Source organism: Rhizobium phaseoli (genome assembly GCF_003985125.1).
Taxonomy (GTDB): domain Bacteria; phylum Pseudomonadota; class Alphaproteobacteria; order Rhizobiales; family Rhizobiaceae; genus Rhizobium; species Rhizobium phaseoli.
Genome location: NZ_ML133597.1, coordinates 1 through 23,074, shown reverse-complemented (window position 1 = coordinate 23,074; position 23,074 = coordinate 1). Strand labels below are relative to the sequence as shown.

Genomic DNA, 23,074 nt, shown 5'->3' with positions numbered 1-23,074 from the left:
ATTTCCCTGCGCGGCGCTCGATCTGCGGCGGAATTCAGCCCGCCGCGAAATAGCGCGTCAGCGCACCTTTCGTTCGGTTGACATAGCCGTCCTGCCAGCTGTCATCGACGTTGAGAAAGCCTGACCAGCCCTTCTTGCCCTGGCGCTTCAATTCCGCCTCGACGGCGCGGAAGCGATAGTGATCGTAGACATCGAGGATGTGGACGGCATAGGCCTCGGCCAGCGCCCGGTCGCCTTTGACGATCAGCATGTTCTCGTCATTGGCGTAGGAGGCCTTGAAGCCGAGATTGTGGCTGCCGAGAACGACGACGCAGTCATCCGACAGGGGATCGATCACCAGCACCTTGTCGTGGATGATGGCGCCGACCTTCTTGGCCGTCAGCTCCTCGGCGCCGAAATCCGCCAGCAGCTGGCGGTCATCGATGCGCGACGCCCGGACGACGGAGACATTGGCCTCGTCGAAGGTGTGCGGCGACACGGCCTCGGCATCGTCGTCCTCATCGTCAGGATCGTTCTTCTTGCTGGCGACGTAATTGGGCATGGCCTGCGGGCTTGAAACGGCGCCGGTGATGATCAGCTTCTGATCCTTGAGGCCGATGTCGATCGCCTCGCCGACGATGCAATCCCTGCCCGACTGACCGGGATAGAAGGCCAGAAACAGCACCGCGTGCTCGGCCCGGCGCATCAGCCGGTAGACTTCGCGTAGGTCGGGCGGCGTTGCCTTGCCCTTTCTGCGGCTTTGCATGTTCGGCGAGAACCACGCTTCGAGCGACGCGCCGTTGCCGGTCGGGACGACAGAAGGCGTCTCATTCGAACCGCGGAATTCCTTGCTCTGCTGGTTGTCGGGCATGCCGTCATCGAATTCGACGGGCGCTTCCAGCGTCGCATTGTCTTCCAGCATCCGCTCCCAATAGGCGACATAGGCCGCGGCAACCGCATCGTTGCGGACGATCAAGGCGTTGTTGGACTGGCCGGCAAGCCCCGTGGCCGTCCAGTTGGTGCTGCCGGTGAACACGCTGCGCACGCCATCGGGCGCGATATGCACGACGAATTTGTTATGACCGATCTGGCTCGAATTGTTGAACATCCGGTGGTGAATGTCGGCGCCGGCCGCAATCAGCGCCTGGCGCGCCTCGTGATTGCGCACATCCCAATCGTCGCCGACCTTGCCGGTATTGGCGAGGATGATGCGTAACCTGTCCTTGTTGGCGAGCAGCAGCTCGAGCAGTTCCTTGTCCTCGAGCTCGTAGAGGGCGACCAGGAAGCGGCCGGGCGCGTTCATGAATTCCCTCAGCATTGGAATGACATCGCCGGCCAGATATTTGCGAATGCCGTTCGCCGGATTGGAGATCATGTCGATCAGCTCGTTCGGCTGCTTCACACCGTCTTCCAGCAGGACGTTGCGCAGCCACTGGGCGGCGAGAATGCCGTTGGTGAAGGTCGATTCGAACTGGCCGCGCTTGCGCGTCACTTGGACCGGGTTGGTGACGACGGCCGGCCCGAGATAACCGAGCGGCCGCGGCGGGCCTTCATAGGCCTTGACCGCAATCTTCTCGTAGGTGTTGTCGGCCTTCTTGATCGGCCGGCCTTTATCGTCCCGCTTGTTGATCTCGACGAGCGCAGGCGTCGGATCCGGGGCGGCCTGCATGCCCGGCTTCAGGTCGCCGAGCGGGCGGATTTCGTAACGCACCCGGACCTCGTCCGGCCGCCGTCTCATTTCGTTGCGCCGCTTGCGCAGCGTCAGGTCGCGCCAGGAAAGCTTCTGCACCGGCCAGAGCGACGTCGTCTGCGGCAGCCAGTGCGGATTGCGCTGGCCCTTGAAGGCGACCCAGGCGGCGCAGGTCACCCGATCCTCGCTGCCATCGGACTTTTTCGCCACGTTTCCCTGCTCGTCGAGATAGACGCGGACGACTTCGAAGCCGAGGCATCCGTCGATCTTGGCGTCGATATCCCAGGCCACATAGGCGACCTCGTTGTTCACATAGGCATGCGCTGCAACAATCGTTCCCATGACCTGATCCCCCCAGTCAGCACGGCAACATTGCTACCATTCCGTGTCATATTCAAGCCGCTCGCCGCACTTGGCACGTTCGACCGGCGGCGCGAAGAATAAGGTCGGCGCCGGGCCAAGATCAGGCGAATGCAACTCACGGAAATAGAATGTGATATCTCCCGAAACCGCTCACACATTTTTCCGCCATGCTCTAAGGTGAAAACCTTCGGTTCCTGAAATCACTTGTTTTGCCTCGTTCTAATCGAATAAAGCGGTACAAGGAAAAGTAAGAAAGAGCGCCCGCCCGTGACACATCCGCCGAAGACCCCTCTGCTCGACCAGGTCATCTACCCCGCCGACCTGCGCAAGCTCGAGGATCGCGACCTGCCGCAGCTCGCCCGCGAGGTCCGCGACGAAATGATCGATGCGGTGTCGCGTACCGGCGGCCATCTCGGCGCCGGTCTCGGCGTGGTCGAGCTGACGATCGCCATCCACAGCGTCTTCGACACGCCTGACGACCGGCTGATCTTCGATGTCGGCCATCAATGTTATCCGCACAAGATTCTGACCGGCCGGCGCGACCGCATCCGGACCTTGCGCCAGGAAGACGGGTTGTCCGGCTTTACCCGCCGGGCGGAAAGCGAATATGATCCGTTCGGGGCGGCGCATTCCTCGACCTCGATCTCGGCCGGCCTCGGCATGGCGATCGCCGCCGATCTCGACAAGAACGACCGGCGCGTCATCGCCGTCATCGGCGACGGCGCGATGTCGGCCGGCATGGCCTATGAGGCGCTGAACAATGCCGGCGCGCTCGATGCCCGCCTGATCGTCATCCTCAACGACAACGACATGTCGATCGCGCCGCCGACCGGGGCGATGAGCGCCTATCTCGCCCGGCTTGCCTCGGGGCGCACCTACATGGGCTTCCGCGACTTCGGCAAGAAGCTGACGGCCTATCTCGGCAAGAACATCGATCGCGCCATCACCCGCGCCGTCGAACATGCCCGCGGCTACGTCACCGGCGGCACCATGTTCGAGGAGATGGGCTTCTATCACATCGGGCCGATCGACGGGCATTCCTTCGACCATCTGCTGCCGGTGCTGCGCAATGTGCGCGACAATGCGCGCGGCCCGGTGCTGATCCACGTCGTCACCCAGAAGGGCAAGGGCTATCCGCCGGCCGAAGCCGCCGCCGACAAATACCACGGCGTCAACAAGTTCGACGTCATCACCGGCGCCCAGGCGCGGGTGAAGCCGAATGCGCCGAGCTATACCAGCGTGTTTGCCGAGGCGCTGGTGCAGGAGGCCGCCCTGGACGACAAGATCGTCGGCATCACCGCCGCCATGCCGAACGGGACCGGCCTCGACAAGCTCGCCGAAGCCTTTCCGTCACGCTGCTTCGACGTCGGTATTGCCGAACAGCATGCCGTGACCTTCGCCGCCGGCCTTGCGGCCGAAGGCTACAAGCCGTTTGCGGCGCTCTACTCCACCTTCCTGCAGCGCGCCTATGATCAGGTGGTGCACGACGTGGCGATCCAGGGGCTGCCGGTGCGTTTTCCGATCGACCGCGCCGGCTTCGTCGGCGCCGACGGCCCGACCCATGCCGGCTCCTTCGACACCGCCTTCCTCGCTACCCTGCCCGGCTTCGTGGTGATGGCGGCGGCCGACGAGGCCGAACTCAAGCATATGGTGCGCACGGCCGTCGCCTATGACGCCGGGCCGATCTCGTTCCGTTATCCGCGCGGCGAAGGCGTCGGTGTCGACATGCCTGCACGCGGCGAAATCCTGCAGATCGGCAAGGGCCGCATCGTCAAGGAAGGCGCCAAGGTGGCCCTGCTTTCCTTCGGCACCCGGCTTGCCGACTGTCTGCTTGCCGCCGAAGATCTCGAGGCCGCCGGCCTGTCGACGACAGTCGCCGATGCGCGCTTCGCCAAGCCGCTCGATCACGACCTCATCCGCCAACTCGCCCGCCACCACGAGATGCTGATCACCGTCGAGGAAGGCTCGGTCGGCGGCTTCGGCAGCCAGGTGATGCAATATCTCTCGAGCGAAGGTCTGCTCGACAACGGCCTGAAGATCCGCTCGCTTGTCATGCCCGATATCTGGATGGAGCAGGCCAAGCCGGAAGCGATGAACGCCCATGCCGGGCTTGATCGGGCCGGAATTGTTTCGACCGTGTTCCGGGCGCTGGGCCGCGGGGTTGCGGTTGGGGTTGCTGGCTAGGTGAATTGCTTGAGGGCGTGCCGTGTGGCCCCCTCATCCGCCTGCCGGCACCTTCTCCCCGAGGGGAGAAGAGATATGCCGCAACGTCTCGAATCCCTCTTCTCCCCTCGGGGAGAAGGTGCCGGCAGGCGGATGAGGGGGCCGCACGGCACGCCCCCAATAAAAAGCCGGCGCATCTCCTGCACGCCCATAGCGGTAATTGCTCCAGCAGCGACCCCATCCTCCGTCATGCTCGGCCTTGAGCCGAGCATCCACCGCATCCACCAGTGCCGGTGGCATGGATCTCGGCTCAAGGCCGAGGATGACGGAGAGTGAGGAGATGTCCTAGCCAAACGCGTCGTCGGCGCAGCGGATCGCTGTATGGTTGTCGTGTTTATCTGCGGTCCCTCCAACGAAAAAAGGGCGGCGCATTTCTGCACCGCCCTCTTCACTTAACATTCCATCCTGGGCGCCCTCTCAGAACTCCGTCCAGTCTTCCTGCACCGCAGCTGCTGCCGTTGCCTGTCTTCCGCCGAATGCCTTGCTGACCTTGCTGGCAAGGGCGCGGGCCGGAGAGGCGACCGGGCGGGAGGCTGGCGTTGCGGCGGCGGTCTTCTGGGCCGGAGCGGCAAGCTGGGTGCCGAGCTTGAACTGGCGCAGCAGCTCGTCCAGCGCGCTTGCTTCCTGGGCGAGCGCGTGGCTCGCCGCAGTCTGTTCCTCGACCATCGCCGCATTCTGCTGCGTGCCCTGATCCATGTTGTTGACGGCGGTGTTGATCTCCTGCAGGCCGATCGACTGTTCGCGCGTGGCGGTGACGATCGCGTTGACGTTGCGGTTGATCTCCTGCACCTCGGCGACGATGGCTTCCAGCGCCTTGCCGGTCTCGCCGACCAGCGACACGCCGGTCTGCACATGCGTGCCTGACGTGGTGATCAGATCCTTGATCTCCTTGGCCGCCTTGGCCGAGCGCTGGGCGAGCTCGCGCACTTCCTGGGCGACGACGGCAAAACCCTTGCCGGCCTCACCGGCGCGGGCGGCCTCGACGCCGGCGTTCAGCGCCAAAAGGTTGGTCTGGAAGGCGATATCGTCGATGACGCCGATGATGTTGGAGATTTCGCCGGAGGATTTCTCGATCTGCTGCATGGCGGAGACGGCCCGGCGGACGACATCGCCGGACTTTTCGGCGCCGAGGCGGGTGCGCTCGACGAGATTGCCGACATCCTCGGCGCGCTTGGCGCTGTCGCGCACCGTCGTCGTCACCTCTTCGAGTGCTGCGGCGGTCTGTTCGACGGCGGCGGCCTGCTGCTCGGTGCGGTGGGCAAGATCGTCGGCGGCCGAGCGGATCTCGCCGGCGCCGGCATAGATTGCCGAGGCGTTGTGGCCGACCGACTGAAGGGCCGCCTGCAGCTTTTCGACGGCATTGTTGAAGTCGTTGCGCAGGCTGTCATATTGCGGCGCGAACGGCGTCTGGATGCGGGCGGCGACATCGCCGACAGCAAGGCCGGCAAGGCCGCCGGCCAAGGCGTCGACGGCATAACGCAGCTCGCCTTCCTCGCGCGCCTTCTGCTCGTCGCTTGCCTGGCGCTGGCGCTCGGCATCACCGCGCATGCGGTCGGTCTCACCGGCAAGGCGCAGCTTCTCGATCGCCGCCTGCTTGAAGACCAGGACGGACTGGGCCATGCGGCCGATTTCGTCGCCGCGCTCGACAGCCGGCACCTCGATATCGTTCTGGCCGCCGGCGAGGCGATCCATGGCCGCGGTCATGCCGACGACCGGGCGGACGATGGTGCGCGACATCAGCCAGGCAAGAACGGCGGCGGCAAGCGAGGCGACGATGCCGCCGGCAATCAGCGTCGTCTTCAGATCGCTGTTGGCATCGGCCTGGATCGCGGCGAGCGCATCCGACTTTTCGCGGGCGGTGGCCTTGATCTTGGCGGAGGCCTGACGGAAACCGTCGAGCTGGCCCTTGGTGGCGTTGACGCCGATCTTGACGACCTCTTCGATCGGCATGTCGGTTTCCTTGCGCGCCTTGGTCTGCGGTTCGGCGAGCTCGTGGAAATAGAGATCGGCGGCCTTCTGCATGCCGTCGATCATCTCGGCCAGCTGCGGCTCGCCGGCGGCCGTCTGCTTGGCGGCGGCGATCGCCTTCAGCATGCGCTCGCGATTGGCGAAGACGTCGCCATAGGTGCTGTCGCTACGGAAGAGGATGAAGCCGCGCAGATTGACCGCCTGCTCGAGCATCGCCTGCAGCGCATCGTCGATCTGGTTGACGAGCAGTTCCGATTTTTCCTGCTCGGCCGACGCGGCCGCCGACGCTGTCGCCTTGGAATAGACGAAGGCAGAGACCGACATGAAGATGAGGATGAGGGCTGCGAACGTGGCCGCAAGCTTCCCGTTCAAGGATATGTTTTTAGCGGACATCGGTGAATTTCTCCTGACGACAGTCGACGCGGCGAGAGACGGTCGCGCGCAACACGCAACCGCAAAGGCTTTTCAATAGGAAACATGATCGGCGTCATGACGCCCTGCGCCTTCATGGCGCCCAGAGAGGTTCGAGCGAACCGCTGCAATCGCGACGAACCTATGCGGGCAGGCTTTAAATTTGCTTAAATTGGCCATCTCAGGAATCGCCGCATCAACCGCCCCGGAACAAAATGCTTGCAACCGGCGGCTTTGCCGGTCATTCACAGCCGATGTCCGATCAAAACAGCCAACGCCTCGACCAGCTGCTCGTCTCCCGCGGCCTCTTTGCCAGCCGCTCGCGGGCGCGCGATGCCGTGCAGCGCGGCACCGTCCGGATCGGCGGCCAGGTGGTGACGAAGGCCGGCGCGCTCATCAGCGACGACGCCGATATCGCCATCGACGATCCGGCACAGGATTACGTCTCGCGCGCCGCGCTGAAGCTTGCGGCCGCCCTCGAGCATTTCCGGCTCGATCCCGCCGGCCATCACTGTCTCGATATCGGCGCGTCCACCGGCGGCTTCACCGAGGTGCTGCTGCAGCGCGGTGCGGCGCATGTCACGGCGATCGATGTCGGCCACGGGCAGATGCATCCGCGCCTCTCAGGCGATCCGCGGGTGACGAACCGGGAAGGCCTCAACGCCCGCAACCTGACGGCCGAGGATATCGGCCGACCTGCCAGCTTTATCGTCTCCGACGTCTCCTTCATCTCGCTCAAGCTGGCGCTGGCGCCGGCTCTTGATATCGCCGAGCCGGGTACCATCGCCGTGCTGTTGGTCAAGCCGCAGTTCGAAGCCGGGCGCGAGGCGATCGGCAAGGGCGGACTGTTGAAGGACCCCGCGTCTGCGCCCGCCGTCGCTGCGGACTTAGAGCGCTGGTTCACCGAGGACATGGGCTGGAACAGCCTCGGCCTCATCCCCTCCCCGATTGCCGGCGGCGACGGCAATCAGGAATTTCTTCTGGCAGGATTGAAACCGTGAGCACCGAAACCGTTACCATCGAGAAGCTCGGCGCCCAAGGCGACGGCATTGCCGGCAGCGCCGGCGGGCCGGTCTATGTGCCCTTTTCCCTGCCGGGGGAAACGGTGGCGATCGCCCGTGTCAAAAACCAGGGCACGATCATGTCGATCGCGACGGCCTCGCCCGACCGGCAGGAGCCGGCCTGCCGGCATTTCGGCCCTGATGGCATCAACGGCACCTGCGGCGGCTGCACGCTGCAGCACCTGGCGGATGGCCCCTACCGCGCCTTCAAGCGGCAGCTGGCCGTCGATGCGCTGAAATCCAAAGGGCTGACGCCTGATGTCGGCGAGATCGTTCCGGCCCGGCCGGGCGAACGCCGGCGCGTCGTGTTTGCGGCGCGCAAGACCGAGAAGGATATGTTGATCGGCTTCAACCAGGCTGAAAGCCATCATATCGTCGCCATCGAGGAATGTCCGATCTCGTCGGCAGGGATCGTCGCCCGGCTGCCGGCGATCAAGGCGATTGCCGCCTCGCTCGCAACCAATGCCGAACCCTTCCGGGTGGCGGTGCTGGAAACGCTCTCCGGTCTCGATCTGGCGATCGACGAGATCAAGAAACTCTCCGACCCGCAGCGGCGCAAGGCGATCGAAACCGTGCTCGGCCTGCGCGGCATCGCCCGCGTGACGCTGAACGGCGAAATCCTCGTCGAGCCGGCCAAGCCGATCATCGATTTCGGCGGCGTCGAGGTTTCGCCGCCAGCGGGCGGCTTCGCCCAGGCAACCAAGCCGGCGGAAGAGGCGATGGCGGAGCTGGTGCTCGCCCATATCGGCAAGGCCAAGCGGATCGCCGATCTTTTTGCCGGCGCCGGCACGTTTTCGCTCAGGCTGGCGCGGATCGGCCGGGTGCATGCGGTCGAGGCCGAGGCAGCGGCGCTCGCCGCACTCGACCAGGCCGCCCGCAAGACACAGGGGCTGAAGCCGGTGAGCGTCGAAAAGCGCGATCTCTTCCGCCGTCCTGTGATGACGCAGGAGTTCAAGCCGTATGACGCCGTCGTCTTCGATCCGCCGCGCGCTGGCGCGGAGTTTCAGTGCAGGGAGCTTGCCCGCTCAGCCGTGAAGAAGATCGCGGCCGTCAGCTGCAACCCGCTGACGCTGGCGCGCGACCTCGCGATCCTCGTCGAGGGTGGCTACCGCATCACCGGGGTAACACCGATCGACCAGTTCCTCTGGACCTCGCATGTCGAGGTCGTGGCGACACTGGAGAAATAGGCCGCTTCGTCCCGGCGCGATCGCGATTCCGGAGCGTCGAGAACAGTTTATCGGTCGCACGGCTCGCTTTCCGGCTGCAAGCTCATGCGCATTGGCCGCGTTCCGAGCTTTGCGCCGGTCACGGCATCGATTGCGATCGGCTCAATCTCCGATCCTGACTCGACGTCGATATAGCGGGCGAGTTCGCCATCGCAATGGCGGTGTGCCCAAGCCCCGATCATCATCAGCACAGGCAGAAAATCTCGGCCGGCTTCCGTGAGGACATATTCTTCGCGGGGTGGTCGCTCGGAGTAAAGACGCTTCTCCAGCAGACCATCCTCCGTCAGCGCCTTGAGACGCTTGGTCAGCATGGTCGGCACGATGCCGAGGCTCTTCCTGAACTGGTCGAAGCGGGTGAGGCCCGTATGGGCGTCGCGCAAGACGAGAATGCTCCACGCATCGCCGACGGATTGAAGGCCGCGGGCGACCGGACATTGGGGAATCGGATTATTTTTCATTTAGTATCTTTTCGATAGTGACATGATATCGAAAAGATAGTAACAGGTCGGCCAACAATGATCCACCCTTTTGAAAGCTGACCATATGACCGACAGAAACAGAAACGTTGCACTCGTCACCGGTGCGTCCTCTGGCATCGGCCTCGCAACGGCGCAATCGCTGGTCAAGGCCGGCTATCGCGTGTTCGGAACCAGCCGCAAACCTGTCGCCAACAGACCCGGGATAACAATGCTGATCTGCGACGTGGCCGATGAAGCCTCGGTGCAGGCGGCTGTTGCGGAGATCGTCCGGCAAACCGGCCGCCTCGACCTCGTCGTCAACAATGCCGGCGTCGGCCTCATCGGCGGCGCGGAAGAATCCTCGATCGCCCAGGCCCAAAGGCTTTTCGACGTCAACGTCTTCGGCGTCGCGCGCGTCGCCAATGCCGTGCTGCCGGTCATGAGGAAGCAGAAGAGCGGCCGGATCATCAACATGAGCTCGATCCTCGGCCTCATCCCGGCTCCCTACAATGCCTTCTATGCTTCGACCAAACATGCGCTCGAGGGCTATTCGGAATCACTCGATCATGAAGTGCGCAACTTCGGCATTCGTGTTGTTCTCGTCCAACCCGGCGTCACCAGAACATCCTTCGAGGAAAATCTGACACGAGCAGACCAACCTCTTCCGGTCTATGCTTCGGAGCGCGCCCGCAGCGAAGCGCTGATGCGCAAATGGGTGGAAACCGGCGATGCGCCCGAGGTCGTCGCCGACATGGTCGTGAAGGCCGCAACCGCGAAGAAGCCGAAGCTGCGCTACTCCGCAGGCAAGCAATCGCGCCAGGTCCGCTCGCTTCGCCGCTACCTCCCCGAGCGGCTGGTCGACAGCCTGCTGCGCAAGGTCAACGAGTTTCCGGCCTCAGCCTAACGCGTTCATCGAGGACCGGATTCCGATTTCGAGCCGACAGGCTTAAACTTCCTGTCCCCGACCACGGAAAACGAACCTCAATGCGCAAGACCAAAAGACGCAATCCCTACTATGCGGGCCCGGTGTCCGATCACTTCGACGGCACGTACTTCTTCAATCCCGAAGGTGTCGAGCCGCTTGGTTTCCGCGAGCTCTTGCGGTGGCAATTCGGCGGCGGTCGTGACCGGTGGCCGCGGTCGGTCCCCAGTCCATATCCGGCCGCCAAGCCGGATCCCCATGTCGGTGGCGACGAGTTGAGGGTGACCATGGTCGGGCATGCAACAATGCTGGTGCAGGTCGCCGGGCTCAATGTTCTCACCGATCCGGTGTGGTCGGAGCGGGTCAGCCCCTTCACCTTTGCCGGCCCCAGACGCGTCGTCCAACCGGGCATCGCGTTCGATGATTTGCCGCCGATCGATCTCGTGCTGGTCTCGCACAATCATTATGACCATCTCGATATCGCAACGCTGAAACGGTTGCATGCGAAGCATCGGCCGCGGATCGTGACGCCGCTCGGCAATGACACGATCATGCGCCGCGCCTTGCCCGACATACAGACAACATCAATGGATTGGGGCGAGCGCATCTCGCACGCCGGCATAAGCATCGATGCGGAGCCGGCCCATCATTGGTCCGCCCGCGGCGGCGCCGATCGCCGGATGGCGCTCTGGGCCTCGTTCGTTTTGTCGACACCAGCCGGCAAGATCTATCACGTCGGCGATACGGGCTTTCACCGCGGCATCAATTACAAAGCGGCGCAGCGGAAACACGGCGGTTTTCGCCTGGCGATTTTACCCTTCGGCGCCTATGAGCCGCGATGGTTCATGAAAGGGCAGCACCAGAATCCTGAGGAGGCGGTGATGGGGATGAAGCTGGCAAATGCGGCCTATGTGGCCGGGCACCACTTCGCCACGTTCCGGCTGACGAATGAAGCGGTCGACGCGCCGGTAAGAGCCTTGCAAGAGGCGATGAGAGAGCATGAGATTGCCTCGGACCGCTTCCGGCCGCTCAGGGCCGGAGAGGTATTCAACGTGCCGATGGTCTAATCGGTATCCGTTTGCTGCCGGGCCGCCCTTCAGCGTCGCATGAAGGCTTCGAAGGCCGCCCGGGCTTCGGCGCTTTTCAGGCGCGCGGCGAAATGGCGGGCCTCGACATCGATGCGGGCGATGACCTCTTTCCGGGAGCCGCAAATGAGATCACGGGCGATCTTCAAGGCTTCCGGCGGCTTGGCGGCGAGTTTCGCGGCCGCAATCAGCGCCGCATTCTCCACCTCGTCCGGCGTCGTCACCTTCCAGATGAGGCCAGCCTCGCGAGCTTCCTCGGCGCTAAAAGCCTCGCCGGCAGCCAGCATGGCAAAGGCGCGCTGGTGGCCCATGATGCGCGGCGCAATCAGGCTCGAGGCGGCTTCCGGCACCAGCGCCAGATCGACGAAAGGCGTGCGGAACTGGCTGCGGTCGGAGGCGATCGTCAGGTCGCAATGGAGGTTAAGGGTGGTGCCGATTCCGATCGCCAGACCGTCGACCCCTGACACCAGCGGCTTTTCGGCATTGGCAAGCGCGTAGAGGAAATCGATCAACTCGTCTCCCATGCTGCCGCCCATGGCCGTGGCAAGAAAATCGCCGATGTCGTTGCCGGCCGAGAAGCTGCCTTCGGTGCCGAGAAAGACCGTCACTTTGATATTCGCGTCCGCATTGGAGGCAGCGAGCGCCTCGGTCATGGTGCGATACATCGCCCGTGTGAAGGCGTTCTTCTTTTCCGGCCGGTTGAAGCGGATCAGCTGAACGCCGGGATGGGCGGAAGGCTGCTCGACGATGATGTGATCGGTCATTGGATCTCCTCGGAACTCATGGGGTCTCGTCAGCCGAGCAGGATGCGGGCGGCGGCAAGGCTTGCCGCGCCGTTGACCACCCGGTCGCGCAAGGCCGCGGTCTCGGCGAGCAGGTTTTCAGCGGCGAAGCGGCAGAGCGCGATACGGCCCTCGCCCTTGCCGTCGCCGCTTTCGGCCAGAGCCCCCTTGGCGAGGTAACAGCCGGTGAGCACGAGGCCGAACAGGCGCTGATAGGGGGTGGCGCCGGCAAGCGCCTCGGTGGCCCTGTCATCGGCAATTGCTGCCAGAAGCCAGGCGGTCGCCGCGTCGAGATCGGCGATCGCGACGGCGAGTCTCGCGGCAGTCTCGCCGAAACCATCGAGATTGGAGCGCCCGGCAGCCTCGGCGATCGCCTTCAATTCGGCGATGAAGCCCATGACCTGATCGCCGCCGGAGAGCGGCAGCTTGCGGGTGACGAGGTCGATTGCCTGGATGCCGTTGGTGCCCTCATAGATCGGCGCAATGCGGGCGTCGCGGAGATAACGGGCCGCACCCGTCTCCTCGATGAAACCCATGCCGCCATGCACCTGGATGCCGAGCGAGGCGACATCGACGCCGGCATCGGTCGAAAACGACTTGGCGATCGGCGTTAGAAGCGCGGCGCGCTCCTGCCAGTGGCGGCTGTCGCCTACCCGACGCGACATGTCGATCGCATGGGCGCAGGCATAGGAGATGGCGCGCGCCCCTTGCGTCAGCGCCTTCATGGTCAGGAGCATGCGGGCGACATCGGGATGGTCGACAATCGGGCTCATGCCGGGCCCGGTCGAACCTGGCGCCCTGCCCTGCGTGCGCTCCCTGGCATAGGCAAGGGCCTTCTGGGTGGCGGCCTCGGCGATCGCCACGCCCTGCATGCCGACGGCGAGACGGGCATTGTTCATCATCGTGAACATGCAGGCGAGCCCCTTGTTCTCCTCGCCGACCAGCCAGCCGATCGCACCCTTTTCGCCGCCGAACCGGCCGTCGCCATAGATCATCGTGCAGGTCGGCGAACCGTGGATGCCGAGCTTGTGCTCCAGCGAATGGCAGAAGAGATCGTTGCGGGGTCCGAGCGAACCGTCGTCGTTCACCAGGAATTTCGGCACCAGGAAGAGCGAGATGCCGCGTGTGCCGGCCGGCGCATCCGGCAGGCGGGCGAGCACCAGATGAATGATGTTGTCGGCCGCGTCATGCTCGCCCCAGGTGATGAAGATCTTCTGGCCGAAGATGCGGTAGCTGCCGTCGGGCCGGCGTTCGGCGCGGGCCTTCAGAGCTCCGACATCCGAGCCGGCATGCGGCTCGGTCAGGTTCATGGTGCCGGTCCATTCGCCGGACACCATCTTTTCCAGATATGTCTCCTTCAGCGCGGCGCTGCCATGGGTGTGGACGGCCTCGATGGCGCCCATCGTCAGCGTCGGCGCGAGCGCGAAGGCCATGGAGCCGGAATTCCACATTTCCAGCGCCGCGACATTCAGCATATCAGGCAGGGCCTGGCCGCCGAAGGCCTCCGGCGCCGTCAGGCCGTTCCAGCCGCCGGCGATCCAGTTGCGGTAGAGATCGCGCCAGCCATCCGGCAGCCGGACCTCGCCGTCGACGAGACGGGCGCCCTGGCGGTCGCCGATGTCAGCGAGAGGCGCCACCTCCTCTGTGGCAAAACGTCCCGCCTCGGAGAGGATCGCATCGACGAGATCGTCGCCGAGATCACCGAAAAGGCCGCTGGACATCGCTTCGCTCATGCCCGCTACATGCTTCAACGTGAACGCGATTTCCTCGACGGGCGCCTTGTACATTGTTTTTCCTCCGCAGGGCCTGCCTCGACGCGGGCTGGGCCCCTCCGGGGTGAGAGCTAATTGATTTTTACGTAAACGTCAATTTCGATTTCTCGGCCTGCCATGCGATAGTTTGCCCGAGATGGCGCTTGCCTCTTGCGCCCTTGCACAAATGAACGTCATGGAGAAGTTCTAGAGCATGTCGCGCAAAACTGCGCGGCGGTTTTGCGATAACGACATGCGTAAAAACACAGAGCTAAGGCGCTGGGAGCGATACCTAGAGATCGCGACGCGCTTTGGTCAGAAATGAAATCGCCTTCGCAAAGGACCGGCGAACAATGGATACATTGCCCGTCAACATACCCGGTTTCGTCTGGGCCTATCGCTTCTCGCCGGAAGAAAAGACGGCGGTGCGGCTCAACAACAGCGCGACGGTGGCGGATCTGACCGCCGACAATTGCTTCTACTGGCTGCATCTCAATCTCGTCGATGCCCGCGTGCCGGCCCTGCTCGAGACGCTCGACGGACTGACGGAGGATGCCAGATCGGCGCTGATCACGCACGACACGCATGCGGCCATTACCGTCGACGAGCAGATGCTCTATGGCACGCTCGTCGATTGCCAGCGCGATTTTGCCCAGGATACCAACAATCTCGGCTGGCTGCATTTCGCCATGTCCGACCGTTTCATCATAACCACCCGGCTGCAGCCGCTGCGCAGCGTCGAGCGGGCGCGCGCGCTGATCGAGAAGAACCCGGGCAAATTTACGCTGCCGGTCGATCTGTTCGAACTGCTGGTGATCGAATTCCAGCGCACGCTGATCGCCATCGTCATCGAGCTCACCGAAGAGCTGAACCAGATCGAGGATATCGTCTACGACAACGCCCCGCGCGACGAGCGCCGGCGGCTGGCGCCGGTGCGGCGAACCGTGGTCAGGCTGCACCGGCATCTGCGCACGGTGCTGGCGCTGATGCGCCGGGCGGCCGCCGCCGACGACGACGAGATGCCCTTCGGATTCGACGACGTGGCGCGGCGACTGACGAGCCGGCTGGAAACGGTCGACCACGATATCTACGCGCTGCAGGACCGCGCCCGCCTGCTGCACGAAGAAATCGATTCGAAACAATCCTCCGAGACCAACCGCCACCTCTATCTGCTGTCGATCATGACCGCCTTCCTGCTGCCGCCGACGCTGGTGACCGGCTTCTTCGGCATGAACACTGCAAACCTGCCCTTCGCCGTCGGCGACTACGGCACGGAATACGCCGTCGCGCTGATCATCGCCTCGATTGCATTTGCCTGGTGGCTGCTGCGGCGGGTGAATATTCTTTGAATGTGAGCGGTGCGGTGGGCGTGCCGCCCCTCATCCGCCATACGTTGCGGCATCTATCACAGAGCTCACTCCATTCGCCGTCATCCTCGGGCTTGACCCGAGGATGACGGAGAATGGGGTGACACTCCGGCCAAACTCACCGTCGGTACAACGCAATTGCGCGACGCTGCGCGCACCGCCACCTCGCCCGGAACGGTTCTTGCACGGTTACTAATATATTTACCGTGGGGAGACCTAATGTCATGAAGTGGTGCACATCCGAAGAGTTTGCCCCTCTGATGCTGGTTGTGAGTGGGCCGGAAAGATACAAGCTGGTTGCAACGCTTGTGCAGGCTGCCGAAATGCTGACGGTTGGCTGGCCGATCGACGATGGCGACGAATATCTTATCGCGATCAGGGCGTGCCGGATGGCAATTCACGGAGAAATTCCGGCTGAGGACGCGCGAGCAGCGCTTATCCGTGCCGCCGACGAAGCGGGCATTTCAGTCATAACCGCCGTTCACTGAGTTTCGCAGCCGACGAACAACGAGTACGGTTGACGGAAGCGTCCGACAGAGTCGCGGCGTCATCGTGTCTCCCGCCATAGATGCTGCTAACCCGGATCTCCCGGAATTAGGCGCAGAGCTTCCCCCACTCTCTGTCATCCTCGGGCTTGACCTAGCTTGACCCGAGCATCCACCTTGGCCTCCACCAGCAGCGGGCATGGATCCTCGGCTCAAGGCAGCTCAAGGCCGAGGATGACGCGGAGAGTGGGGTAGCGCGCAGCCCTGCGTTTGTCGTGCCTACCTCAATACGGCGAGTAGCACTGCTGGCGCGGGCCGTTATAGGGCTGGAACGTGTTGTCGTAGGGCCGATAGGAACGGTAGCGGTTGGCGCACCAGGCGACGTGAGCCGAGCCGTAGCGCGGCGCGGGCGCCGCGTAGCGCGGTGCGGCAATGATCGCGCCGGCGCCGAAGGCGGCGAGCGGGTACCAATAGCCGTTATAGTGGCGATAACCCGGACGATAGTAGCTGTAGCCGCGATAGCCGCCGTAATAGCCGGGGCGATAATAGGCGCCGGGGCGGTAGCCGGGCCTGTAATAGTCGCGGCGATAATAGCGGCGGTATTGGACGCTCTCGATGTCGGAGGACTTTTCCACCTGTGGGGCGGTCGGCATCTGGATTGCCTGCGACGGGACAAAGCCTGTCAGCAGGACGGCGGCAGCCAGAACTGCGGTCGCGATTTTGTTTTTCAGCCCGATCATTACTTCTCTCCATTCGACGGCGATTACCGCCTGCCCAGCAACGCATTTGCCGCCGAATGGTTCCAAGCGGCCGGAAACCGGCCGCTTTTTCTGTTTTGGATCGCCTGAACCGCTTGGGCTGCGGCGCAGGCGAGGTGCATCAGGCGACGGCGGAGATTTTCGCCTGGTCGCCCTGCAGGCGGTTCACCATAAAGTTCGTATACCACTCGAGGAACTGCATGACGCCGCCTTCATGCACGGACGAATAGGGACCGGGCTCATAGGCGGGCGAGTGGATGCCGAAGGCATTCTCTTCGACGATGCGGCGATCCTGGTCGTTGGTCTCGGTCCAGACGTGCGTCAGTTCCTCGAGATTGTAGTCCACGCCCTCGACCGCATCCTTGTGGACGAGCCACTTGGTCGTCACCGCCGTCTCGTTGGCGCTGAGCGGCAGCACGCGGAAGGAGATGGCATGGTCGCCGAGCAGGTGGTTCCACGTCGTCGGATAATGGAAGAGCAGCATGGTGCCGATACGGTCGATCGAGATATCGTCGGCAATCCGGCGCTTGACGGCGGGCTTGCCCGACATGGTGTAGCTTTCGGCATCCTCGATCAGCGGCATGCGGGCGGTGCGGAACTGACCGTCCGGGGAAATCTGGAACTTGCTCGGCAGGCCGGCGGCCTCGCAGCGCGCCCAGTGGCCGGCGATTTCCGGATCGTCGGCGCCGCCGTCCGTGCCGGTGACGCTCGGCGCTTCCGGATAGGTGCGGCAGAGTTCCGGGTGATTGGCGGCGCAGTGATAGCACTCGCGATTGTTTTCCCAGACGAGCTTCCAGTTGCCCTTCTCGATGATCGTGCTCTGGAAGGCGACCTTGGTCTCGCCGATGCGGTGCGGCGCCATATAAGGCTCGATCTTGTCGCGCACCGTCTGGAAATCCGGAGCGGCGTCGGCCAGGCAGATGAAGATATAGCCGGCCACACTTTCGCAATGGACGGGCTTCAGGTTGAAGCCGGTCTTGTCGAAATCGTCGCCCATGTGGCGGGCGAAGGCGAGCTTGCCGTCGAGATCATAGGTCCACTGATGGTAAGGGCAGACGAGGCGCACGGAGGAGCCGTGGTCCTTGGTGCAGACGCGCGAACCGCGATGGCGACAGCTGTTGTGGAAGGCACGGATGACATTGTCGCGGCCGCGGACGATGACGACGGGATAGCTGCCGATCTGGACGGTGAAATAGGCGCCCGGCTTCGGCAGTTCGCAATCATGGCCGATGAACAGCCAGTCGCGATAATAGATCATCTCCATGTCGAGCCGGAAATAATCCTCGTCGATATAGAACGGCTGCTCGAGGCTGAAACCCTCACGGCGGTTCTTGAGCTGACGCAAAACGTTGCTGCGAATATCCATCTTCATGTCCTCGTGCCCGTGGTTGCCGCCCTCAAGCAGAAGGCCGGCGGAAGCGCGCCCGCTTCCTTCTCCTTCGGGAGAATTGTTCATAGCGTCATTTAATCACCGAGCCCGCCTGCTGCTTGGTTGTAATGCGACATCGGCTTCGAAATTGACGACAGGATGCAGCAAGGCTGTGGCGGCCCGGTCCGATCGATCGCATCGCCAACTCTCCAGGCAATTATCGTCAATTGCGACATGGCGTAAAGGCCCGTTTGACAAAGAGGTCGGCTGTTGGATGCCGGCCACCGTCGCATTTGCGACATCCATTCGCATCCGCGGGCAGCGGTGGCGCAACCGGAACCATGTTAACACTGCCTTAAGCATAGGACCCTATCCTTGAGGGAAAACAGACCGACCGAAGAATGCGATCCATGGCCAGACTCCGCTATTTCGATGCGAAGGACACCAGCAAATTACGGGAGCGGCAGCCGATTGCCGCCCATTCCGAATTCCTGCGCACCGGCCGCATCCCCCGCGAACGGCGGCACTGGCTGGCGGAGGAACGGCGCTACCTCACCCATGACGAGGTCGCCGCAAAGACCGGCCGCAAGCTGCAGGTGGCCGGCGAGAAGACACATCAGCATATCAACGGCTTCCACCACTCGATCCAGTTTCCGAAAATGATCTTCCACCGGACGCTGGAGGACAGCCCGCATCTCGGCTACTGCCACGTTACCGCCGCGCGCACGAAGTTCGCGCACTATGAAGAGGTCAACTGGGCCTTCTATATCGCCAACTTCTACTCCGACATCGGCGACAACGACAATTTCTTCCAGCGGATCGACGTCGGCTATTCCCGTATGTATTTCGCCGTCGCGATGAAGCCGGGCGAAGATTCCTCGGAAAAGATGACTATCGACCGCTCGGTGCGCGGTAACGGGCTGCTCTTTCGCACCCACGATCCGCAGGCGGCGATCCGCAACATCCTGCTGCTCGGCGCCCGCAATGAACAACTGCGCGAAATCATCCGGCAGCTATAACAGCGATTGATCGGCGGCGACGGAAAGCCTAATGACTGCCGGGATCAACTCCGGGCAGCACATGGCACGCATCATCGACATAGAGGCAGACAGGCCGGCGGCGCTCGAAGCGGCCTCGACCGCGCTTGCCGCCGGCTTTGCCATCGCCATGCCGACCGAGACGGTCTACGGCCTTGCGGCCGACGCCACCAATCCGGCTGCCATCACCCGCATCTACGAGACGAAGGGCCGGCCGCGCTTCAATCCGCTGATCTGCCACATGGCCGACCTTGCCATGGCCGAACACCATGCCGAGTTCGATCCGCTGTCGCGGGCGCTGGCCGAAGCCTTCTGGCCAGGTCCGCTGACGCTCGTGCTGCCGCTCAAGGCCGAAAGCCCGATCCATTCGCTGGCGACCGCCGGTCTCGACAGTGTCGGCGTGCGCGTGCCGAAGGGGTTCGCCGGCGCCCTGATCGGCGCCTTCGGGCGGCCGCTCGCCGCCCCGAGCGCCAATACCTCGGGCGCCATCAGCGCGACGAGTGCGGCCCATGTCGAGGCCGATCTCGGCGCGAAAATCCCGTTGATCCTCGATGCGGGCCCGAGCGCCGTCGGCGTCGAATCGACGATCGTCAAGGTGGAAGGCGACCGGGTGAGGCTGCTTCGGCCCGGCGGTCTGGCGGCCCGCGAGATCGAGCGTGTCGCCGGCCGGCCGCTGCTGCGCGCCAAAAAGGCATCGGCCGCCATCGAGGCGCCGGGCATGCTCGCCTCGCATTATGCGCCGGGCGCCAGCGTGCGCCTCAATGCGAGCGCGGTGGAACCCGGCGAGGCGCTGATCACCTTCGGCGGTGCGGCGGTCGAAGGCGCACGCGACGCCCGCATCGTCCTCGACCTCAGCCCGCGCGGCGATCTTGCGGAAGCGGCGGCCAATCTTTTCGATTACATGAAGCGGGCCGATGCCAGCGGCGTTTCGAGCATCGCCTTTTCGCCCATTCCGGACGACGGCCTGGGCGAAGCGATCAACGACCGCCTGCAAAGGGCTGCCGCCCCGCGCGACTGATAGAGCTGATAGAGCATGTCTCGCAAAAGTGTGCAGCGGTTTTGCGATAAAGACATGCGAGAAAATAAAGACCTAAAGCGTGACAAGCAAATCTGAAAGATCGTGACGCGCTTTAGAAGCCACAGAGGATGATCGACCCGATGAGCACCCCCGGCATTTCCACCGATCTTCTCGACCGCTTCGCCGCAATCGTCGGCGACAAATACGCGCTGCGCAGCGAGGCCGATCTGGCGCCGCATCTGATCGAAAACCGCGGCCTCTACCACGGCTCCTCCCCTCTCCTGCTGAAGCCCGGCTCGGTCGAGGAGGTCTCCGATATCATGAAACTCGCCACCGAGACCGGGACGGCAATCGTGCCGCAGACCGGCAATACCGGCCTCGTCGGCGGCCAGACGCCGCGCACCGGCAAGTCCGATATCATCCTGTCGCTCGAGCGCATGACGAGAATCCGCGACGTCGATCCGGTGGCGAACGTGCTGGTCGCCGACGGCGGCGCCATTCTGGCCGATGTGCAGAAAGCGGCAGAAGCGCATGGCCGGCTCTTTCCGCTGTCGCTAGGCTCGGAGGGCTCGTGCCGTATCGGCGGCAATCTCTCCACCAATGCCGGCGGCACGGCGGTGCTGGCCTACGGCAATATGCGCCAGCTCTGCCTTGGCCTCGAAGTGGTGCTGCCGACCGGCGAGATCTGGGATGGCCTGCGCCGGCTGAAGAAGGACAATACCGGCTACGACCTGCGCGATCTCTTCATCGGCGCCGAAGGCACGCTCGGCATCATCACCGGGGCGGTGCTGAAGCTGTTTCCCCAGCCGCTCGGCCATCAGGTGGCATTCGCCGGCCTCAATTCGGTCGAGGACGCGCTTGCCCTCTTCAACTTGGCCGCCAGCCTCTGCGGCACCTCGCTCACCGGCTTCGAGCTGATGCCGCGCTTCGGCGTCGAGATCACCTCGCGCCATATCGACGGCGTGCGCGATCCGCTGGAAGCGGCCTATCCCTGGTACGTGCTGATCGATATTTCGACCTCGGATTCGGCCGAGACGGCCGAGCGGATGATGAACGGCGTACTCGAACAGGGTTTTGAGGCCGGGCTGGTGCTTGATGCGGCGATCGCCACATCCGTGGCCCAGCAGCAAGCCATCTGGCACATGCGCGAGAGCATGTCGGATGCCCAGAAGCCGGAAGGCGGATCGATCAAGCACGACGTGTCGGTGCCGGTATCGAAGATCCCGCATTTCATCGCCGAGGCCGAACAGGCCGTTATGGCGGCAATGCCCGGCGCCCGCATCTGCGCCTTCGGCCATATGGGCGACGGCAATATTCATTACAATATTTCCCAGCCGGTCGGCGCCGACAAGGCCGCCTTCATTGCCCGCTGGCGCGAAATGAACCACATCGTCCACGGGCTGGTGCTCGCCCATGGCGGTTCGATCTCGGCCGAGCACGGCATCGGCCAGTTGAAGCGCGACGAACTGGCGACGATCCGCCCGGCGATCGAAATCGAGCTGATGCGCCGCATCAAACGCGCCTTCGATCCGGCTGGTATCATGAATCCTGGGAAGGTGGTTAGTCTCGACGTGTGAGGTTGGCGGTGAGGGTTTGCTCCTTCCGCCTGCCGGCACCGACCGTGCAGATGACGGAACGAGAAGGTCAGCGATAGGCGCCTCGAGCGCAAGCCAAGGGCCAAAGCGGCACCTACTCACCTTGTTCAACCGTGAGCTAGTATCCACTTGGTTTGCTAACGGCCGGCATTCTTGACATGAGTTCTGCGCCCTGATTGGCTCTTCGGTCGACCTCACACTCCGTCATGCTCGGCCTTCAGCCGAGCATCCACACCACATCCACCGGTAGCGGACATGGATCCCAGGCTCAAGTGTAAAGCCCGGATACATACCTGACAGATGTTCGGAGACATGCCTGACACTTTCGAGATGCTTTTTCGGGAGGTCGGCATGGTTTGGCGGTCGAGGTCAGTTGTGGATGAGCGTTTGGAATTCTGCCGGTTGGCGGGGCTCGAAGGTGCGAATGTCTCGGCGCTTTGCCAGCGCTTCGGCATCAGCCGGCAGACAGGCTATGTCTGGCTGCAGCGCCTGCGGGCAGGCGAGCCGGTGGAGGACCGCTCCCGCCGTCCGCATGTGAGCCCGCGGCGCACCGCCGTCGATCTCGAGGACGCGGTGCTGGAGATACGCGACGAACATCCAGCCTGGGGCGCGCGCAAGATCGCACGCCGGCTGCAGGATCTTGGGACCGCGCCGCCATCTGCCTCCACCGTCCACGCCATCCTGGTGCGCCACGACCGCATCGGGCCGCAGATGGGCGGCCAGCCAGCGCTCGGCCGCTTCGAGCGCGAGGCGCCCAACCTGCTCTGGCAGATGGACTTCAAGGGCCGCACGCAGCTCGTCTCAGGTCTCTGGTGTCATCCTCTAACGGTTATCGACGACCATTCCCGCTTCGCCGTCGGGCTCGAAGCCTGCACCGACGAGCGCATGCTGACCGTTCGCGGCCGGCTGGAGCCGATCCTGCGCCGCCACGGCCTGCCGATGGCCATCTATACCGACAACGGCCGGCCGTGGGGCACCGGCGTCCCCAACCAATGGACAAGGTTGCGCGTCTGGCTGCTCAAGCTCGGCATCGACCTCATCCATGCCAAGCCCTACCACCCTCAGGGCCGCGGTAAGAACGAACGCTTCCACCGCAGCCTCAAGGCGGAGGTCTTCGACTTTGCCGCGCTCGCCAGCCACGCTCAGGCGCAACACGCCTTCGACCGCTGGCGCGACATCTACAACCATCACCGTCCCCACCAGGGCATCGACATGGCCGTGCCGGCGAGCCGCTACCGTCCCTCATCGCGTCCCTTTCCCGACCGCCTGCCTGAACCGGTCTATGACAGCGGTGAGATCGTGCGCCGCGTTGGAACAACCAAGGGCTATGTCAGCTTCAAGGGGCGATTCTGGCGCGTGCCCAACGCCTTCAAAACCGAACGCCTCGCCATCCGTCCGCTCCAGTACGACGGTCTCTACGGCGTATTCTTCGGCGCAACTCAGGTCGCAAAAATCGATCTCAAAAGCCCGGACTGAGTGTCAGGCATGTCTCCGAACATCTGTCAGGTATGTATCCGGGCTTTACA

At 63.6% G+C, this 23,074-nt stretch carries 17 protein-coding genes and 1 pseudogene; 11 read left to right on the top strand and 7 right to left on the bottom strand.

Going from position 1 to position 23,074, the window contains the following annotated elements; genetic code table 11:
• Positions 1-34 precede the first annotated feature (34 nt).
• Positions 35-2,011 carry a phospholipase D-like domain-containing protein gene (locus tag EFD56_RS29725; protein WP_126906981.1) on the bottom strand — a complete coding sequence of 659 codons (1,977 nt, stop codon included), beginning with the start codon at positions 2,009-2,011 and terminating at the stop codon, positions 35-37.
• A gap of 288 nt (positions 2,012-2,299) precedes the next feature.
• Here EFD56_RS29725 and dxs point away from each other — a divergent pair, with 288 nt between their 5' ends.
• Positions 2,300-4,216 (top strand): 1-deoxy-D-xylulose-5-phosphate synthase, encoded by a 1,917-nt coding sequence (dxs, locus tag EFD56_RS29720; RefSeq protein ID WP_126906980.1) that lies wholly within the window; start codon positions 2,300-2,302, stop codon positions 4,214-4,216.
• A 456-nt stretch (positions 4,217-4,672) separates the two neighbouring features.
• Here the strand turns inward: dxs and EFD56_RS29715 are convergent, their stop codons facing one another.
• Positions 4,673-6,616, bottom strand: a complete 1,944-nt coding sequence (locus EFD56_RS29715) for a methyl-accepting chemotaxis protein (RefSeq protein WP_126906979.1) — start codon at positions 6,614-6,616, stop codon at positions 4,673-4,675.
• A 272-nt stretch (positions 6,617-6,888) separates the two neighbouring features.
• Here EFD56_RS29715 and EFD56_RS29710 point away from each other — a divergent pair, with 272 nt between their 5' ends.
• Together EFD56_RS29710 and EFD56_RS29705 are read left to right on the top strand one after the other, a co-directional pair.
• Entirely contained in the window at positions 6,889-7,635 is a 747-nt protein-coding gene (locus tag EFD56_RS29710) for a TlyA family RNA methyltransferase (RefSeq protein WP_126906978.1), read from the top strand.
• Complete coding sequence (locus EFD56_RS29705; protein ID WP_126906977.1) at positions 7,632-8,882, top strand: class I SAM-dependent RNA methyltransferase; 1,251 nt, start codon at positions 7,632-7,634, stop codon at positions 8,880-8,882. Before EFD56_RS29710 ends, EFD56_RS29705 begins: the two co-directional genes overlap by 4 nt.
• A gap of 47 nt (positions 8,883-8,929) precedes the next feature.
• Here EFD56_RS29705 and EFD56_RS29700 read toward each other — a convergent pair whose 3' ends face one another.
• A complete protein-coding gene (locus EFD56_RS29700; protein WP_097602125.1) occupies positions 8,930-9,379 on the bottom strand; it encodes a winged helix-turn-helix transcriptional regulator in 450 nt (149 codons plus the stop codon).
• An 85-nt stretch (positions 9,380-9,464) separates the two neighbouring features.
• On the opposite strand from EFD56_RS29700, the gene EFD56_RS29695 reads away from it, so the two are divergent.
• Together EFD56_RS29695 and EFD56_RS29690 are read left to right on the top strand one after the other, a co-directional pair.
• Positions 9,465-10,283 (top strand): oxidoreductase, encoded by an 819-nt coding sequence (locus EFD56_RS29695; RefSeq protein WP_126906976.1) that lies wholly within the window; start codon positions 9,465-9,467, stop codon positions 10,281-10,283.
• 80 nt (positions 10,284-10,363) lie between these two features.
• Positions 10,364-11,368, top strand: a complete 1,005-nt coding sequence (locus EFD56_RS29690) for an MBL fold metallo-hydrolase (RefSeq protein WP_126906975.1) — start codon at positions 10,364-10,366, stop codon at positions 11,366-11,368.
• A 29-nt stretch (positions 11,369-11,397) separates the two neighbouring features.
• Here EFD56_RS29690 and EFD56_RS29685 read toward each other — a convergent pair whose 3' ends face one another.
• Together EFD56_RS29685 and EFD56_RS29680 are read right to left on the bottom strand one after the other, a co-directional pair.
• On the bottom strand, positions 11,398-12,150 hold the full coding sequence (locus EFD56_RS29685; protein ID WP_126906974.1) for a crotonase/enoyl-CoA hydratase family protein: 753 nt from the start codon (positions 12,148-12,150) through the stop codon (positions 11,398-11,400).
• Positions 12,151-12,179: 29 nt separating this feature from the next.
• Positions 12,180-13,955, bottom strand: coding sequence for an acyl-CoA dehydrogenase family protein (locus tag EFD56_RS29680; RefSeq protein WP_126906973.1), 1,776 nt, complete (start codon positions 13,953-13,955; stop codon positions 12,180-12,182).
• Between the two features lie 317 nt (positions 13,956-14,272).
• On the opposite strand from EFD56_RS29680, the gene EFD56_RS29675 reads away from it, so the two are divergent.
• Together EFD56_RS29675 and EFD56_RS29670 are read left to right on the top strand one after the other, a co-directional pair.
• On the top strand, positions 14,273-15,268 hold the full coding sequence (locus EFD56_RS29675; protein ID WP_004680457.1) for a transporter: 996 nt from the start codon (positions 14,273-14,275) through the stop codon (positions 15,266-15,268).
• 242 nt (positions 15,269-15,510) lie between these two features.
• On the top strand, positions 15,511-15,774 hold the full coding sequence (locus EFD56_RS29670) for a DUF982 domain-containing protein (RefSeq protein ID WP_012482886.1): 264 nt from the start codon (positions 15,511-15,513) through the stop codon (positions 15,772-15,774).
• A 281-nt stretch (positions 15,775-16,055) separates the two neighbouring features.
• Here EFD56_RS29670 and EFD56_RS29665 read toward each other — a convergent pair whose 3' ends face one another.
• Both EFD56_RS29665 and EFD56_RS29660 read right to left on the bottom strand, forming a co-directional pair.
• Complete coding sequence (locus EFD56_RS29665; protein ID WP_012482885.1) at positions 16,056-16,511, bottom strand: BA14K family protein; 456 nt, start codon at positions 16,509-16,511, stop codon at positions 16,056-16,058.
• A 139-nt stretch (positions 16,512-16,650) separates the two neighbouring features.
• Positions 16,651-17,895 carry an aromatic ring-hydroxylating oxygenase subunit alpha gene (locus EFD56_RS29660; RefSeq protein ID WP_064831693.1) on the bottom strand — a complete coding sequence of 415 codons (1,245 nt, stop codon included), beginning with the start codon at positions 17,893-17,895 and terminating at the stop codon, positions 16,651-16,653.
• A gap of 413 nt (positions 17,896-18,308) precedes the next feature.
• Here EFD56_RS29660 and EFD56_RS29650 point away from each other — a divergent pair, with 413 nt between their 5' ends.
• The 4 genes and pseudogenes from EFD56_RS29650 to EFD56_RS29635 form a co-directional block, all read left to right on the top strand.
• Positions 18,309-18,917: a DUF6656 family protein gene (locus EFD56_RS29650; protein ID WP_126906972.1), complete on the top strand. Its 609-nt coding sequence runs from the start codon at positions 18,309-18,311 to the stop codon at positions 18,915-18,917.
• Positions 18,918-18,978: 61 nt separating this feature from the next.
• The gene (locus tag EFD56_RS29645) at positions 18,979-19,953 is read left to right on the top strand and encodes an L-threonylcarbamoyladenylate synthase (RefSeq protein WP_126906991.1); all 975 of its coding nucleotides are present in this window, start codon (positions 18,979-18,981) and stop codon (positions 19,951-19,953) included.
• Positions 19,954-20,093: 140 nt separating this feature from the next.
• Positions 20,094-21,530 carry an FAD-binding oxidoreductase gene (locus EFD56_RS29640; RefSeq protein ID WP_126906971.1) on the top strand — a complete coding sequence of 479 codons (1,437 nt, stop codon included), beginning with the start codon at positions 20,094-20,096 and terminating at the stop codon, positions 21,528-21,530.
• Between the two features lie 369 nt (positions 21,531-21,899).
• Positions 21,900-23,074, top strand: a pseudogene (locus tag EFD56_RS29635) (IS481 family transposase); the annotation flags it as partial.